Below are 16,433 nucleotides of genomic sequence, written 5' to 3' on the forward strand. Positions count from 1 at the left end.
TTCAGCCCTGCGCCCCCCCCCCCCCCCCCCCCCCCCCCCCCCCCCCCCACCCCCCCCCCCCCCCCACCCCCCCCCCCCCCCCCCCCCCCCGGGGTGGGTAGGACACGCGGGTTCACCAGGTGGTTCGGCCGGAGCCGTAGGGGTAGAGGGGGTTGCCGTAGGTGGTGGGTACGGGGGCGCCCGAGTCGATCCGGGCGCGGATGTCGGCTCGTTCGGCGGCGGTGGCGCCCAGGTCGTACGGGACGTCCCAGTGCTCGGTGGCGTCGGCCGGGGTGTCGGTGCCGCCGGGGCGCAGGACGTCGGTCAGGGCACGCGGCAGCTGCCACGGCAGCTTGCCGGTCGGGGTGTAGTCGCCGAACAGCAGCGACGCCAAGGCGGGGCCCATCTCCTCACCGCCGCGGTACGTCACGACGATCGCGCTCGCCAGGTCGTGCCACTCGGTGATCACGTACGGGCGGGGCAGGACCAGGGCGACCACGACGGGGATGCCCTGGCGGTGGAAGTCCTGGATCACCGCGAGCTGGTCCGGGGGCAGGTAGGGCTGCTCCTTCGGCCAACTCGTCGCGTGGGTGTACGAGGTCTCGCCCACCGCGACGATCGCCAGCTTCGGCGACGGCCCGGTGTCCTTGTGGACGTTCACCCCCGCCTGCGCGGCACGCGTGCGGATCGCCTGCAACATCGTCTGCGACCCGTACTCCTGGTGGAAGTAGCTGGTCCAGATGCAGCACGCGGCCGTGTCGTCGGCACGCGGACCGGCCACCACGATGTTGTCACCGCGGTTGAGCCGCACCGGCAGCACGCCGTTGGTGTTCTTCAACAACGTCATCGCCTCGCGCGACGCCTGGTTCGCCAGCGCCGCGTACTCCGGCTTGTGGAACCGGTACGGCCCGTTCACCGGGTCGCCGTACGGGTTCTCGAAGATCCCGAGCTTGAACTTCAACCGCAGCACCCGCCGCACCGCGTCGTCGATCCGCGCCGCCGGCACCGCCGAGGTGAACCCGCCGATGGTGAACCCGGGCGCACCGGGGTCCGCGCCACCCATCACGTCCGACCCCGCGTTCGCCGCGCCGACCCACGACCCCGACGGCAACCAGTCGGTCGTGATCAGCCCGGTGTACCCGAGGTTCTGCCGCAGGTACGCGAGGATCTTCGCGCTGTCACCCGCGCCCGGACCACCGGGGTCCAGCAGCGAGCTGCCCGCGTACCCCGGCATGATGTTCACCGCGCCGGCCTCCATCGCCGCCCGGAACGGCGCGGTGTGGTACTTGATCGTCACGTTGTCGTACACGATCAACGCCTCACCGCCCGCGCCCTCGCCCGGCCAGTGCTTCACCGTCGCCAGCACCGAACCCGGGCTCAGCTCCGGCCCGCCCTGCAACCCGGCCACCAGTGCCCGGACCTGCGCCGACGCCACCTCGGAACTCTCGCCGTTGCCCTCCTGGATGCGCGGGTACAGCACCTTCGTGCCCACCTCGGCCAACGGCCCCAGCACACCGCGCGCGCCGACCTCCAGCTGCTCGCGCCGCTGCATGTCGCCGAGCTTGTACTGCAACGGGTAGTTCCGCGCCGCGGCCAACGCGCTCTGCAACGGGTACGTCGTCTTGTACCCGGCGATGGTGTCGCCCGCCGACACGAACGGGATGCCGAGCCGCGTGCCGCTCGACCCGAGCAGCGCGGTGTGCAGGTCCTGCGCCTCCGCCGGCCCGAAGTGCCAGCCCGAGCGCGGGAACACCTGGGCGTTGTAGAACATCTGGTAGGCCTTCTCCTCGATCGTCATCCGACCGAGCAGGTCGTTCACCCGCGCCTCCACGGGCTGCCGCCAGTCCTCGTACGGCTCGATCGCGCCGTTCTTGTTCAGGTCACGGCTGCCGCTCACCACCCGCACGCCGTCGTCCACCGAGGTCAGCGTCGGCACGTACACGCTGAACGTGCGGATGTTCGACGCGCTGGTGCCGCCGGAGCCGTCCACCGCGACCACGAACCACTTGTACGTCCACCGGTCGGTGATGTCCCACGACGGCGTGTAGCCGGTGCCGGTGGGCTCGGCGACCTTGGTGTAGAGGTCGATCAGGTTGCCCGATGCGGTGAAGTCGTAGTCCGTGCGGCTGACGTTGAGCCAGACCTGGTAGCGCACCGCGCCCGGCACCGCCGCCCACGAGAAGGCCGGACGCCGGGTGGACGTGATCATCGCCTGGTCGGCCGGCGCGGACAGCGCGAACCGGCCCGTCACCGCGGGCGCCTTGGTCGGCGGCGACAGCAACGGCGGGGTGGCCGCGGAGGTGTCCACGGTGCCGAAGACCTGGAACTCCCAGAGCGAGACGCCGTAGCCGGTGGCCCGCGCGGTGGCGAACAACCGCAGGTAACGGCCCGTGCCGCCGACGGTGAGCCGTTCCACGCCGCCCGTGCCGGTGGTGGTCGCGTAGACCTGCGTCCAGTTCACCGCGTCGTTCGACAGCTCCAGCCGGTACCCCTTCGCGTACGCGCCCTCCCAGTTCAGCACGACCTGGTTGACCGAGGCGACGCCGCCGAAGTCGACCCGCAGCCACTGGTTGTCGGCGAACTGGCTGGACCAGCGGGTGTTCGGCCGGCCGTCCAGCGCCGCGGCGGGCGCGTTGCCGCCCTCCCACGTCGAGGCCGCGACCCGCTTGTACTCGGAGATCGGCGTGCCGGCGGCGGGCCCACCGGTCGTGCCGTAGACCTGGAACTCCCACAGCGAGTAGCCGTAGCCCGTGGCGCGGGCGGTGCCGAACAGCCGCACGTGCCGACCCGTGCCGGTCACCGGGATCGACTGCGTCCCGCCCGTGGCGTCTGCCGCGGTGTGGACCGTGGTCCACGTGGCGCCGTCGGCCGAGGTCTGGAGCTGGAACGCGGTCGCGTAGGCGGCCTCCCAGGTCAGCACCACGCGGTCCAGCGTCGCGGTGGCGCCGAGGTCGACGCTCAACCACTGCGGGTCGGCGAACGCGCTGGACCAGCGGGTGCCCGCGTTGCCGTCGGTGGCGGCGGACGCGGCGGTGCCCGCGTTCTCGGTGGACGAGGCGGTGGTCGGTTTGCCTTGGGAGAGCAGGACCCCGGCGGCTCTCGCTTCCCGTGACGCGGTGAGCTGCCCGGCGATCAGGGCGGCGAGGACGACGAGCAGGGGCAGGACCCGGCGGCGGTGCCGGGCGGGCGCTTCGGGCATGGCGACTCCAGGCAGGGGTGACCCGCGGCCGGTGTGCCGCCGGCCGCGGATCGTCGACAAACTCTCGGAGAGCGCTCTCCCACAGCGAACTTCACCCGCCGTGCCGCCGTCAAGAGACCGGCGGACCGGTTCTCCCGCGCCCGGTGGCCCGGTTCCGGTCGGGTCCGGGAGCGGCGCATAGGATCGCCCGGTGACGATCGCGATTCCCGGCTTCGGCGAACTGACCCCGGTGGACCACGCTCCCGAAGGCGTGGCGTGCTGGAACACGACCGCCGCCGGGACGTCGGTGAGCGTGCTGGTGGAGGAACCGGCCACCACCGACGACCTCGACCTGCCGTTCATCGGCTCGGTCCTGCGCGACCGCCAACGGCTGCTCGCCACCGCCCACGAGGCCGTGGCCGACCACCTGCGCGACCACCCGGGCTACGGGCCGGACGCCGTGGCCGACCCGGAGTTCACCTTCCACCCCGGTCGGGACTGGCTGGTCCGGTTCGCCGAGTGCCGCGTGCCCGGTTTCACCGAGCTTGGCCTGGTGGTGGTGTTCAACGGCGGTGACGTGGTCGGCGTGGACGACCTCGCCGACGTCGACCTCGCGGACGAGACCGAGGGCTGACCGGCGGCGGTCGCCGCGTGCGGCCGGTTCCGGGACTTCGGCGCGGTGAGCGCGGGTACGTGCGGCGCGTTGCCAGGCGTGCGGTGGCTGTGCTGTGATCGGGGCGCCGCCGTGTGGAAAGCGTTTTCCGCGAGAGGGAGAACCCCGATGCGAGCACTGCTCCTGGCGACCCTGCTGCTCCTTGGCGCCGGTACCGCCCAAGCCGCCCCTGCCCTGGCCGCACCTGCACTGGCCGAGCCCGCCCAAGCCGCGCCCGCGGCGATGGACTACTGGCAGTACATGGCCACCTTCGCGACCGAGGAGGAGTGCGAAGCGGAGGGCGCGAAGATCCCCGAGGGCGTCGACTACTACGTCTGCTGGCCGAACGGGGACGTCTGGGACTTCTACTGGGTCTTCCTGACCTGACCTCGCCTGATCGCCGCCGTCGAGCCCGGTGGCGCGGGGTGAGCCGGTCACCGCGCCGCCGCGGACGTCCCTCGGTCGTGCACGAACCGGTCGGGGCGCAGCACGACGACGTCGGTGCGGTGGCGGGCGAACCAGGCGGTGAGCGCGCCGGTGACGTCCACCAGGTCGTCCTCGGCGCAGGGCTGGCCGTCGGCCACCACCCGCAGGAACCGCGCGGGCGGACCGGACCAGTCCCGCGCCGTGCCCGCGTCCACGCCCGGCCCGATGACCGCGAAGTCGGGGCCGAGGACGTCGTCGAGCAGCAGCCTCGCCCCGCCGACGACCACCTCGGGCTGGGGGAACATGACGCGCCCGTCCGGCAGCGCGGGCAGCGGCTTGAACTCGAAGTGGCGCACCAGGCGGCGCACCCGCGGCACGGCCTGCGCCGCGCGCAGCACCACGTCCCGAAGGAAAGCCGCGAACCTGTTGCGCACCAGGAAGACCCGGCCGAGACGCACGCTGGTGAGGGCCATCGCCTCGGTGTGCGGGCGACGTTCGGCCTCGTAGCTGTCCAGCAGCGACTCGGCGTCGTCCGATCCGAGTGCCAGGGCGAGCTTCCAGGTGAGGTTGGCCGCGTCGCGCAGCCCGCTGCACAGGCCCTGGCCGAGGAACGGCGGCATCTGGTGCGCGGCGTCGCCGAGCAGGAACACCCGGCGGTCGCGCCAGCGCTCGGCGACGAGGTGGTGGAACGTGTAGACGATCGCGCGCGTGACGGTGAAGCGGTCCGGGTCGACGTAGGGCGCGACGAGCCGGGCGACCGTCGCGGCATCCGTCATGTCCGCGGGGTCCTCGTCCGGGCGCAGCATGAACTCCAACCGGTAGGTGTCGAACGCGCCGGGGGAGACGAACGCGGGCCGCCGCCAGTCGCACACGAACGTCGTGTGCGGCACCCGCACCGCGCCCGGCGCGACGTCACCGGAGACCGCCAGCCACGGTTCGGCGTAGGACGTGCCGGTGAGCGCGATGCCGGCCGCGACCCGGGTGGTGCTGCGCGCGCCGTCGCACCCGAGCACGTACTTCGCGCGCACCTCGGTCTCCGCGCCGGTGCCGAGGTCGCGCAGGACGACGGTGGCGGCCTCGTCGTCCTGGGTGAGCCGCATCAGCTCGACACCGGTGCGCAGGGTGACGTGCGGGAACCGGTCGAGCCCGGCGCGCAGGGCCGCTTCCAGGCGCGGCTGGTCGAAGAAGTGCAGGGGACGGCCGCCCAGGCCGAAGTCGACCTCGTCCAGGGCGATGGTGGCGAACACCCGGCCCTTGGCGTTGACGTACTCGGCCCGTCCCGGCGGGTGCATGTCGGCGGCCACCTCGGTCCGCAGGCCCGCCTGCTGGTAGATCCGCAACGCCTCGTCGTCGCAGGAGAACGCGCGCGGCTGCCGGTGCGGCGCGGTGTCCCGTTCGACGACCAGGGTGCGCACGCCCCGGCCGCCGAGCAGGTTGGCGGTGAGCGCGCCGACCGGCCCGCACCCGACCACTACGACGTCGAACTCCATGCGTCCTCCCTCTGGTGTCGGGTGACATGTCAGCGGAGGGCTGTTGGAGTTCTGTTGGATCAGCGTGGGAAGCGCGCTCGCACCAGGTCCGCGCCCTGTGCCTCGGCCAGTCGCGCGCCGGTGACCAGGTCGGCCCGGTCGTCGGTGGCCAGGCCGCGGACGCGGTGCAGCTCGGCGGCGAGGACCCGTTCGCCGGTCCGCTCGGCGAGGGCGAGGCCTTCGTCGGCCAACGCCGCCGCGGTGGCGTGGTGCCCGGTCGCCAGGTGCGCGTCCGCCATCGCGGCGAGGGTGATCGTGCGGGTCGAGCGCAGGCCGAGCCGGTGGATGCCGTCCCGGGCCGCCCGCATCGCGTCGCGGCGGCTGTCGTCCCCGCCGCGCACCGCGGCCCACTCGGTGAAGAAGTCGGCGGTCGTGACGAAGTGCGGCATGTGCTGACGTGCGCCGATCTCGCGGCACCGGCGGGCGGCGACGACGGCGGCGGTGACGTCGTGCTCCTGCATCGCGGTCCACGCGGCGAACAGCGCGGCGTTGGCCCGGCCGTACGGGTCGTCGGCGCGTTCGGCGAGGGCGTGCGCGGCGGCGAGGTCGGCGCGGGCCGCGTCCGCGTCACCGCGCAGGGAGCGCACCAGGGCGCGGAAGTCGTGGGTCGCGAGCGTGGGCGTGCGACCGGCCCGTCCGACCAGCTCCCGCGGGTCCAGCTCGTGCAGCCGGTCGATGGCGGCGGTGAGGTGGCGGTCGGCCTCGGCCAGGCGGCCGGTGAAGTAGCCGACCACGCCCAGCAGGTAGTGGCCCGCGGCGCCGATCACGCCGTCGTCCGCGGCGAGGCGGCCCGCGAGGTCGGCGGCGATGGCGAACTCGGCGCGGTTGCAGGCCAGTTCGCCCAGCGTCCACAGGGCGGTGCGCACGTCGGTTCCGGTGTCGACGCGCGCGAGCAGTTCGCGGGCGCGGGCGGCGGCCAGGTCGACGGCGTCGCTGCCGATGCCGACCGTGATCTGGAGCAACGACGTGCGGTGCAGCTGCACGGCCAGCTCCCGTTCCGGCGAGGTGAGCAGGGGGGCGGCCCGGTCGAGGTGCGCCAGGGCGTCCTCGTAGGCGAGGCGGCGGGTGGCGTCGTCGGCGGCTTCGAGGGTCCAGCGCAGGTGGTCGCCCTCCCGGCCGCGGGCCCGGCCGTAGTGGTGGGCCAGCTCGGCCGGGGTGAGGGCGTGCGCGCCGGCGTCGGCGAGCCGGGCGTGCAGGTCGGCACGGCGGGTCGGGGTGAGGTCGGCGTAGGCGGCCTCGGCGAACAGCGGGTGCCGGAAGCGCACCACGCCGGCGTCGGGCTCGGTGACCAGGTGGGTGACGTGCGGGGTGAGCCGGACCTCGGCGGCCGTGGCGGCTTCGAGCAGGTCGACGTCCAGGCCGCGGCCGGCGACGCTCAGCACGTCGAGCCAGTCGCGGGTGCGGTCGTCCAGGGCGTGCAACCGGCGGCGGACGGTGTCGCGCACGCTCGGCGGCGGCGTGCCGGTCGGATCGGCTGAGGTGAGCAGTTCGGTGAGGAAGAACGGGTTGCCGCCGGTGCGGGTGAGGAGGTCGAGCACCAGGTCGGCCGGTGCGGGCGCGCCGGTGTGCGCGCGGACCAGGCCGGCGACCGCGTCCGCGTCGAGGCCGGCCGGTCTGAGCTGTCGGCAGCCGGGGCTGCGGGCCAGGTCGGCGAGGGTGGCGACCAGGGCGGGGTCGCGCTCGTAGGGGCGCAGGGTCGCGACGACCAGCGCGCGGGACGTGTGCACGGTGGTGGCCAGGTAGCGCAGCAGGAGCAGGGAGTCGGCGTCGGCGGCGTGCAGGTCGTCCAGCACGAGGACGAGTCCGGTGGCGCGGGCGGCGGCGTGCACGAGCGCCGAGACCGCGTCGTAGGTGCGGAAGCGGGCGGTGGGGTCGATGTCGGTGTCGGCGGTGGGGCCCGCGCGGAAGCCCGCCAGTGCCGGGTCGGCGCCCGCGTCGCCGGCCAGGGGCACGAGGGCGCGCACGACCTGGGTCCAGAGCCAGAACGGCGGCGCTTGACCGAGGTCCGGGCAGCGGCCCCACGCGACCGGGACACCGGCGGCGGAGGCGCGACGGGCGATGGCGTCGGCCAGGGTGGTCTTGCCGATGCCCGCCTCGCCGACGATCGCCGCGAACCGGCCACCGGTCCGGCCCGATGCCGCGAGGAGGTCAGCGAGGAGGGCGAGCTCGGCCGTCCGACCGACAAGTCGGTCCGGCGGCGGGAAACCGGTGGTGTCGGCGGGTGAGGTGTCGAGGCGGTCGGTCGGGCTGGTGGGCGCGGTGGCGTGGGGGAGATCAGGCGGGCTGGTGGGTGGTGCGGCGTGGTTGAGGTCGGGTGCGGCGTTGGGTGCCGTGGTGCGGCGGTGGTCGGGCGTGGCGGTGGGAGTCAGCGGGGAGGCGCCCGTACCGACCGGTGGCACGGAGTGGGCCAGGACCTGGCGGTGGAGGTCGCGCAGGGCCTCGCCCGGTTCGACGCCGTGCTCGTCGGCCAGCAGCCGGCGGCCCTCGTCGTACACCGCCAGCGCCTCGGTCTGCCGACCCGCCCGGTAGAGCGCGAGCATCAGCTGCGCCCGGGCGTTCTCCCGGTTCGGGTTGGCGGCCACGAACTGGCGCAGGTCCGGCAGCACGGCCTGGTGCCGACCGGCGGCGACGGCGGCGGTGAAGAGGCCTTCGCCGGCCGCGGTCCGCGCCTCCGTGAGGCGTGCCGCGTCCGGTCGCACGGCGGCGAGGTCGGCGGCGGCCACCTCGCCCCGCCAGAGGGCGAGCGCGTCGGTGTAGTGGCGTCCGGCCGCCTCCCACTCGCCGTCGGCGAGCGCCCGCGCGCCCTGCCCGGCCAGCGCGGTGAAGCGCACGGCGTCCACGGCGTCCGGTGGCACGCGCAGCTCGTAGCCACCGGTGTGACCGCGCAACAGCTCCGCGGGCGCACGCCGTCCGCGCTCCGGTTCGAGCGACCGGCGCAGCACCGCCACGTACGACCGCAAGGTGACCTGAGCGCCGGCCGGCGGCCGCCCGTCCCACAGCGCGTCGACCAGCCAGTCGGCGCTGACGAACCGGTTGGCGCGCAACACCAGCAGCGTCAACAGGTCACGCTGCCTCGGCCCGCCGAGCGCCGGCCGCCCGCCGTCGCGCTCCACCGTCAACGGCCCCAGGACCCCGAACCGCACCGCGCCGGACACCCGCAGAGGGTAACCGCGATGGGACGGCCGTCCGGGCGGGAACGACAATGTGGACATGACGACTCCTCAGGTCGCGAGGCCCTCGATCCTCACCGTGGACGACGACCCCGGCGTGTCCCGGTCCGTGGCGCGCGACCTGCGCCGCAAGTACGGCGAGCACTACCGGGTCGTGCGGGCGGAGTCCGGTGAGCAGGCGCTCGACGCGGTGCGCGAGATCAAGCTGCGCGGCGAGGAGGTGGCGGTGCTGCTGGCCGACTACCGGATGCCCGGCATGAGCGGCATCGAGTTCCTGGAGGCCGCGATGGACCTCTTCCCGGCCGCACGGCGGGTGCTGCTGACCGCGTACGCCGACACCGACGCGGCGATCCGCGCCATCAACGTCGTCGACCTCGACCACTACCTGCTCAAGCCGTGGGACCCGCCGGAGGAGAAGCTGTACCCCGTGCTGGACGAGCTGCTGCGCGCCTGGTCCGCGGCCGATCGCGGGCCCGCCCGGCAGGTCCGGGTCGTCGGGCACCGCTGGTCGTCGCGGTCCTACGAGGTGCGCGACTTCCTGGCCCGCAACTCCGTCCCGTTCCGCTGGCACGCCGTGGACGACGGCGACCCGGAGACCGGGCGGCTGCTCACCGCGTGCGGCGAGGACGGCGCGCGGCTGCCCGTGGTCGTCACCGCGGACGGCGAGGCGCTGGTGGAGCCGTCGGACGCGGAGCTGGCCGCCCGGGTCGGCCTGACCACCCGGCCGTCCACCGACTTCTACGACCTGATCGTGGTGGGCGGCGGTCCCGCCGGGCTGGGCGCGGCGGTCTACGGCGGCTCGGAGGGGCTGCGCACGGTGCTGGTCGAGCGGCGTGCCACCGGCGGTCAGGCGGGCACCAGCAGCCGGATCGAGAACTACCTCGGCTTCCCCGACGGCGTGTCCGGCGAGCAGCTCACCGACCGCGCCCGCCGGCAGGCGCTGAAGTTCGACGTCGAGGTGCTGACCGCGTGCGACGTGGTCGGCCTGGAGGCCCGCGGCGCGGCACGCGTGGTGCGGCTGGGCGACGGCACGGAGCTGGCCGCGCACACCGTCATCCTCGCCACCGGCGTGTCCTACCGGATGCTGGACGCGCCCGGCCTCGGCGCGCTGACCGGCCGGGGCGTGTTCTACGGCGCGGCCACCACCGAGGGGCCGAGCTGCGCGGGCCAGGACGTCTACCTCGTCGGCGGCGCCAACTCGGCGGGCCAGGCGGCGCTCTACTTCGCCGCGCACGCCCGCCGCGTGGTGCTGGTCCTGCGCGGCGACTCGCTGGCCCGGTCCATGTCGCACTACCTCGTCGAGCAGCTCGCCCGGGTCGACAACGTCGAGGTGCGCACGTGCACCGAGGTCGTCGGAGGCACGGGGGAGGAGCACCTGGAGACGCTGACGTTGCGGCACAACAAGACCGGCGAGACGACGACCGTGCCCGCGTCCTGGCTCTTCGCGTTCATCGGCGCCGCACCGCACACCGACTGGCTCACCGGCACGCTGGCCCGTGACGAGCGCGGGTTCGTGCTCGCCGGACCGGACCTGGTCACCGACGGCCGCCTGCCCGAGGGCTGGGGCCTCGACCGGCCGCCCTACCACCTGGAGACCAGCCTGCCGGGCGTGTTCGTCGCCGGCGACGTGCGCGCGGAGTCGGTGAAGCGGGTCGCGTCGGCGGTCGGCGACGGCGCGATGGCCGTGTCGCTGGTCCACCGCTACCTGGAGAGGTCGTGATGGAGAACCTGACGGTCGACGACCTGCGCGGGCTGTTCCTGTTCGAGCACCTGTCGGAGGAGCAGCTGGCGTGGCTCGTCGCGCACGGCCAGGTGGAGACGCACGCGGCGGGCTCCCAGGTGCTGCGCGAAGGACAGCCGGCGACGTGCTTCTTCGTGCTGCTGGACGGCACGGTGGCGCTCAGCCGCGTCATCGGCGGTCAGCGCGTGGAGACCAACCGCACCGACCACCGCGGCGCGTACTTCGGGGCCACCCAGGCCTACCTCGGCTCCGACGTGGAGGCCAGGACGGTCTACCAGATGACCGCCGACGCGGTGACCGACGTGCGGCTCTACCAGCTGCCCGCGCACGACTTCGGCGCGATGTTCCGCTCGTGGTTCCCGATGGCCATTCACCTGCTGGAGGGCCTGTTCTTCGGCATGCGCAACACCGAGCGGATCGTCAGCCAGCGGGAACGGCTGCTCGCGCTGGGTTCGCTGTCGGCCGGGCTGACGCACGAGCTGAACAACCCGGCCGCCGCGGCGGTGCGGGCCACCGGGGCGTTGCGCGAACGGGTCGCCGGGATGCGGCACAAGCTCGCGCTGCTGGCGAGCGGCTCGCTCGACCCGGCCACCCTGCCGGTGCTGGTGGAGCTGCAGGAGAGCGCGGTCGAGCAGGTGGCGAAGGCGCCGAAGCTCGGTCCGATGCAGACCGCCGACCTGGAGGACGAGGTCGCCGACTGGCTGGACGCGCACGGCGTGTCCGGCGGCTGGGACCTGGCGCCGGTGCTGGTCGCGGGCGGGCTGGACGTCGAGTGGCTCGACCGCGCGGCGGCGTTGTGCCCGCAGACCGCCACCGAGGCCGCCGTGCGCTGGCTGGCCTACACGGTCGAGACCGAGACGTTGATGAACGAGATCGAGGACGCCACCACCAGGGTGTCCGCGCTGGTCGGCGCGGCCAAGCAGTACTCGCAGGTCGACCGTGCGCCGTTCCAGGTCGTCGACGTGCACGAACTGCTCGACTCCACGCTCGTGATGCTCGGCGGCAAGCTCCGCGACGGGGTGCGCGTGGTCAAGGACTACGACCGCTCCCTGCCCCCGCTGCCCGCGTACCCGGCCGAGCTCAACCAGGTGTGGACGAACCTGGTCGACAACGCGGTGGCCGCCATGGCCGGCGGCGGCACGCTGACCGTGCGCACGTACCGCGCCGGCGAGGACGCGGTGGTGGAGGTCGGCGACACCGGCGTGGGCATCCCGGACGAGGTGAAGAGGCGCATCTTCGAGCCGTTCTTCACCACCAAGCCCGTGGGCGAGGGCACCGGGCTGGGTCTGGACATCTCGTGGCGGATCGTGGTCGACCGCCACCGCGGCGACATCCGGGTGGAGTCCGAGCCCGGCGACACCCGCTTCCGGGTCCACCTGCCGTTGACCGCGCCGTCGGCGGGCGATGCGGAGGACGTGGCCCGGCCGGGTGACTGAGCCGGGTTTCCGGTAAAAGACGAAGGCGAGGAGATCGCGCCCTTCCCGCCACTGTCAACTTATAGCTCGTCGGGGGTCTTGCGGCAAGGCCCCCGTGGTGCCGCAGAATGTCCCGCCGAAGCCCTCAACCTGCGGAAATGAGTGTCGGTAAACGCTGTGACAACACATGGACGAGTTCAACGGCCGGCGGTGCGGACGAGGAGCGAGCAAGCTTTGACGGGGCGGACGGAAGGTGAACGGGTGGGCGACTACGTGCTCGATCTGCGGGAGGTCGACCGGACTCAGGTCGCCGTGGTCGGGGGCAAGGGCGCGCACCTGGGAGAGCTGGCGCGGATCGACGGCATCCGCGTGCCGGCCGGTTTCTGCGTCACGACGGACGCCTACCACCGGATCGTGCGGGAGGCGCCGTCGCTCGGCGACCTGCTGGACGGGCTGTCGCGCCTGAACCCGGACGACCGGGAGGCGATCCGCACGCGCAGCGCGGAGATCCGGCAGACCCTCGAAGGGATCGTCGTCCCGGACGACGTGGCGGCGGCGATCACCGGCGCGCTCGCCCGGCTCGGCGAGCGGGACGCCTACGCCGTGCGGTCGAGCGCGACGGCGGAGGACCTGCCGGGCGCGTCCTTCGCGGGCCAGCAGGACACCTACCTGAACGTCGTGGGGCCGGCGGAGGTCGTCCGGCACGTCAGCCGGTGCTGGGCCTCGCTGTTCACCGAACGAGCCGTCACCTACCGCCTGCGCAACGGCTTCGACCACCGCAAGGTCCACATGGCCGTGGTCGTGCAGCGGATGGTCTTCCCGCACGCGTCCGGCGTCCTGTTCACGGCCGATCCCGTCACGTCCAACCGGAAGGTCGCCACCGTGGAGGCCGTGTTCGGCCTCGGCGAGGCCCTGGTCTCCGGCCTGGTGAACGCGGACGCCTACCAGGTGCGCGACGACGAGGTCCTCGCCAAGTCGGTCGCCGCCAAGGAGCTCGCCGTCCTCGCCTCGCCCGACGGCGGGACGCGGGAGCAGGTCGTCGAGCCCGAGCGGAGCGAGCAGCCGGCGCTGACGGACGCCCAGGTCGTGCGGCTGGTGCGGCTCGGCCGGCGGCTCGAAGCGCACTTCGGCCATCCCCAGGACGTCGAGTGGTGCCTGGTCGACGACGACTTCCAGGTCGTGCAGAGCCGGCCGATCACCACGCTGTTCCCCATCCCGGAGACCGACGACGGGGAGAACCACGTCTACGTCTCCGTCGGTCATCAGCAGATGATGACCGACGCCATGAAGCCCTTGGGGTTGTCCGTGTGGCAGTTGACGACTCAGCGGCCCATGGCCGAGGCGGGCGGGAGGTTGTTCGCCGAGGCCACCCGGCTGCTCGCGTCGCCCGCGAGCCGCCCCGGCTTCCTCGAGGTGGTGGGGAAGTCCGATCCGCTGATCGAGGACGCGCTGCGGACCGTCGTCGAGCGCGACGGCTTCCTCCCGTCGGTCCCGCAGGACGGTCCCGTCCAGCCGATCCCCGGCGCCGAGCCGATCACGATCGAGGCCGACCCGGCCCTCGTGACGGAGCTGATCGGGCAGGGCGAGGCGTCCGTCGCCGCGCTGGAGCGCGAGATCAGGACGAAGTCCGGCTCCGAGCTGCTCGACTTCATCCTGGCGGACTTCCAGGAGCTGAGGCGGGTCCTGTTCGACCCGCGCGGCCTCAAGCCGATCATGGCGGCGATGCGGGCGACGTGGTGGCTCAACGAGCACCTGCACGAGTGGCTGGGCGAGAAGGACGCGGCCGACGCGCTCTCGCAGTCCGTGCCCCACAACGTCACGTCGGAGATGGGACTGGCGCTCCTCGACGTCGCGGACGTGATCCGCCCGCACCCCGAGGTCGTCGCCTTCCTGCGCGACGCGGCGGACGACGACTTCCTCGACGAGCTGGCCGGGCTCGACGGCGGGCGGGAAGCGCGTGACGCCATCGTGGCCTACCTCGACCGGTACGGCATGCGGTGCGTCGGCGAGATCGACATCACCAGGCCGCGGTGGACCGAGCGGCCCACCACCCTGCTGCCCCTGCTCCTGTCCAACGTCAAGAACCTCGGGCCGGGCGCCGGCGCGCGACGCTTCGAGCAGGGGCGGCGGGAGGCGTGGCAGAAGGAGCAGGAGGTGCTGGAGCGCCTGCGGGCGCTGCCGGACGGGGAGCGCAAGGCCGAGGAGACCAAGCGGAACATCGATCTCGTCCGGACGTTCGCCGGGTACCGCGAGTACCCGAAGTACGGGATGATCCGCCGCTACTTCGTCTACAAGCAGGCCTTGCTGGCCGAGGCCGGGCGCCTGGTGAGCGCCGGCGTGCTCCGCGAGGAGGAGGACGTCTTCTTCCTGAGGTTCCAGGAATTCCAGGAAGTCGTGCGCACGCGCCAGGTCGACGACGAACTCGTCAGCCGGCGCAAGGACGAGTTCAGGTCGTACGAGGCGCTCACGCCACCGCGCGTGCTCACCTCGGACGGCGAGACCCTCAACGGGGCGTACCGGCGTGACGACCTGCCCGCGGGCGCGCTGGTCGGCCTGGCGGTGTCCGCCGGGACCGTGGAAGGGCGGGCCCGGGTCATCCTGGACCTGGCCGACGCCGACGTCGAACCGGGCGACATCCTGGTCACGGCGCACACGGACCCCAGTTGGTCGCCCCTGTTCGTCGCGATCGCGGGCCTGGTGACGGAGGTCGGCGGCCTGATGACCCACGGCGCGGTGATCGCGCGGGAGTACGGCCTGCCGGCCGTCGTCGGGGTGGCACGCGCCACCCACGTGATCAGGGACGGGCAGCGGATCCGGGTGAACGGGACCGACGGGCACGTCGAGGTCCTCACCGAGCCGTGACGAACCCGGGCCGGGCGCGGCCGGCTGGTCGGCGTTTCCCCCGGCCGGGGTGAAATGTGGCGAAGGGAATGCGGTCGGCGGCGGTTGTCGCGCTGTTCCATTCAGATCCGTGAATCGGCCGGACGTTCGCCGGGAAGTCGCGTCGTGCCCGCGTGGGCACGGCGCGTCCGGCGGTTCATGATCGTGAATTTTGTTGCCTGTCGCACGAGGTTGCGCAATGCTCGCCGGGAGCTTTCCGCAGGCTTGAGTTGCCACCGCTGATTTCGTCCGCCGCCGCGATCGGTGCTGCCGCCGCCGAGTGGGACCACGTCGTCCACCCTTCGAAGACGCAGGAGACGAAATGAAACGATCAGTCGCATGGCGGATCCCCGCGGTCGTGGCCGCGTTGGCCGTCGCGACCTCGACCAGCGTGGTGCTGGCGATGTCACCGGCGTCGGCGGCGGCCGGCGCCGCGACCGGCTACGCGTCCCAGAACGGCGGGACCACCGGCGGCCAGGGCGGGGCGACCGTGCGGGCCACCACCGGAACCCAGATCCACCAGGCGTTGTGCGGTCGGGCCAGCAGCTCCACGCCGATCGTCATCGAGGTCTCCGGGACGATCAACCACGGCAACACCGCCAAGGTCTCGGGCAGCAGCTGTGAGACCGCCGCTGGCGTGATCGAGCTCAAGCGGATCAGCAACGTGACGATCATCGGCGTCGGCAGTGGCGCGGTGTTCGACCAGTTGGGCATCCACATCCGCGAGTCCCGCAACATCATCATCCGCAACGTGACCGTGCGGAACGTCAAGAAGTCGGGCTCGCCCACGTCCAACGGCGGTGACGCCATCGGCATGGAGAGCAACGTCCGCAACGTCTGGGTCGACCACGTCAACCTGCTGGCGTCCGGTGGTGAGTCGGAGGGCTACGACGGCCTGTTCGACATGAAGAACAACACGCAGTACGTGACGTTGTCCTACAGCACCCTGCGCAACTCCGGTCGCGGCGGGCTGGTCGGGTCGAGCGAGAGCGACGTCTCGAACGGGTTCATCACCTACCACCACAACCTGTACGAGAACATCGACTCCCGGGCGCCTTTGCTGCGGGGCGGCGTCGCCCACATGTACAACAACCACTACGTGAGCCTGAACGAGTCGGGCATCAATTCCCGGGTCGGCGCCAAGGCCAAGGTGGACAACAACTACTTCAAGAACTCCCGTGACGTCCTGGGCACCTTCTACACCACCGAGGCCGGGTACTGGCAGGTCAGCGGCAACGTCTTCGACAACGTGACCTGGTCGGCGCCCAGCAGCGACCACAGGCCCGCCGGTCCCGACGTCAAGTCCACGACGACGGTCAACGTGCCCTACAGCTTCCGGCTCGACCAGGCCACCTGCGTGCCGAACGTCGTGAGCCGCACGGCGGGCGCCAACACCGGCCTGAAGGAGTCGGACGGCAGCTGCTAGCAGCGCGGTCGGACGGGCGCGTCCCCGGCGCCGAGCA

At 73.0% G+C, this 16,433-nt stretch carries 10 protein-coding genes; 6 read left to right on the forward strand and 4 right to left on the reverse strand.

All coding sequences use genetic code 11. The features are described from left to right. Nucleotides 1-112: 112 nt before the first annotated feature. Nucleotides 113-3,178 carry a discoidin domain-containing protein gene (locus ACZ7GX_RS28385; RefSeq protein WP_498781000.1) on the reverse strand — a complete coding sequence of 1,022 codons (3,066 nt, stop codon included), beginning with the start codon at nucleotides 3,176-3,178 and terminating at the stop codon, nucleotides 113-115. A gap of 190 nt (nucleotides 3,179-3,368) precedes the next feature. Between ACZ7GX_RS28385 and ACZ7GX_RS28390 the strand changes: the two genes are divergently transcribed. Further along, nucleotides 3,369-3,791, forward strand: coding sequence for a hypothetical protein (locus tag ACZ7GX_RS28390; RefSeq protein ID WP_498781002.1), 423 nt, complete (start codon nucleotides 3,369-3,371; stop codon nucleotides 3,789-3,791). 147 nt (nucleotides 3,792-3,938) lie between these two features. Then, nucleotides 3,939-4,196 (forward strand): hypothetical protein, encoded by a 258-nt coding sequence (locus tag ACZ7GX_RS28395; RefSeq protein WP_498781004.1) that lies wholly within the window; start codon nucleotides 3,939-3,941, stop codon nucleotides 4,194-4,196. Nucleotides 4,197-4,243: 47 nt separating this feature from the next. Here the strand turns inward: ACZ7GX_RS28395 and ACZ7GX_RS28400 are convergent, their stop codons facing one another. Further along, entirely contained in the window at nucleotides 4,244-5,725 is a 1,482-nt protein-coding gene (locus ACZ7GX_RS28400) for a bifunctional 3-(3-hydroxy-phenyl)propionate/3-hydroxycinnamic acid hydroxylase (protein ID WP_498781006.1), read from the reverse strand. Nucleotides 5,726-5,784: 59 nt separating this feature from the next. Beyond that, a complete protein-coding gene (locus tag ACZ7GX_RS28405; RefSeq protein ID WP_498781008.1) occupies nucleotides 5,785-8,919 on the reverse strand; it encodes an ATP-binding protein in 3,135 nt (1,044 codons plus the stop codon). A 55-nt stretch (nucleotides 8,920-8,974) separates the two neighbouring features. Between ACZ7GX_RS28405 and ACZ7GX_RS28410 the strand changes: the two genes are divergently transcribed. The 3 genes from ACZ7GX_RS28410 (at nucleotide 8,975) to rph (ending at nucleotide 14,952) form a co-directional block, all read left to right on the forward strand. Further along, the gene (locus ACZ7GX_RS28410; RefSeq protein WP_498781010.1) at nucleotides 8,975-10,654 is read left to right on the forward strand and encodes an NAD(P)/FAD-dependent oxidoreductase; all 1,680 of its coding nucleotides are present in this window, start codon (nucleotides 8,975-8,977) and stop codon (nucleotides 10,652-10,654) included. Beyond that, a complete protein-coding gene (locus ACZ7GX_RS28415) occupies nucleotides 10,654-12,111 on the forward strand; it encodes an ATP-binding protein (protein WP_498781057.1) in 1,458 nt (485 codons plus the stop codon). The genes ACZ7GX_RS28410 and ACZ7GX_RS28415 overlap by 1 nt, the downstream gene beginning before the upstream one ends. A gap of 240 nt (nucleotides 12,112-12,351) precedes the next feature. Next, nucleotides 12,352-14,952, forward strand: a complete 2,601-nt coding sequence (gene rph, locus ACZ7GX_RS28420; RefSeq protein WP_498781012.1) for a rifamycin-inactivating phosphotransferase — start codon at nucleotides 12,352-12,354, stop codon at nucleotides 14,950-14,952. A 101-nt stretch (nucleotides 14,953-15,053) separates the two neighbouring features. Here rph and ACZ7GX_RS28425 read toward each other — a convergent pair whose 3' ends face one another. Then, on the reverse strand, nucleotides 15,054-15,311 hold the full coding sequence (locus ACZ7GX_RS28425; protein ID WP_498781014.1) for a hypothetical protein: 258 nt from the start codon (nucleotides 15,309-15,311) through the stop codon (nucleotides 15,054-15,056). On the opposite strand from ACZ7GX_RS28425, the gene ACZ7GX_RS28430 reads away from it, so the two are divergent. Beyond that, nucleotides 15,293-16,396, forward strand: a complete 1,104-nt coding sequence (locus ACZ7GX_RS28430) for a pectate lyase family protein (RefSeq protein ID WP_498781015.1) — start codon at nucleotides 15,293-15,295, stop codon at nucleotides 16,394-16,396. The two genes, ACZ7GX_RS28425 and ACZ7GX_RS28430, sit on opposite strands and share 19 nt — an antisense overlap. Nucleotides 16,397-16,433 lie beyond the last annotated feature (37 nt).

It is taken from the genome of Actinosynnema sp. NPDC037264, from assembly GCF_055603705.1.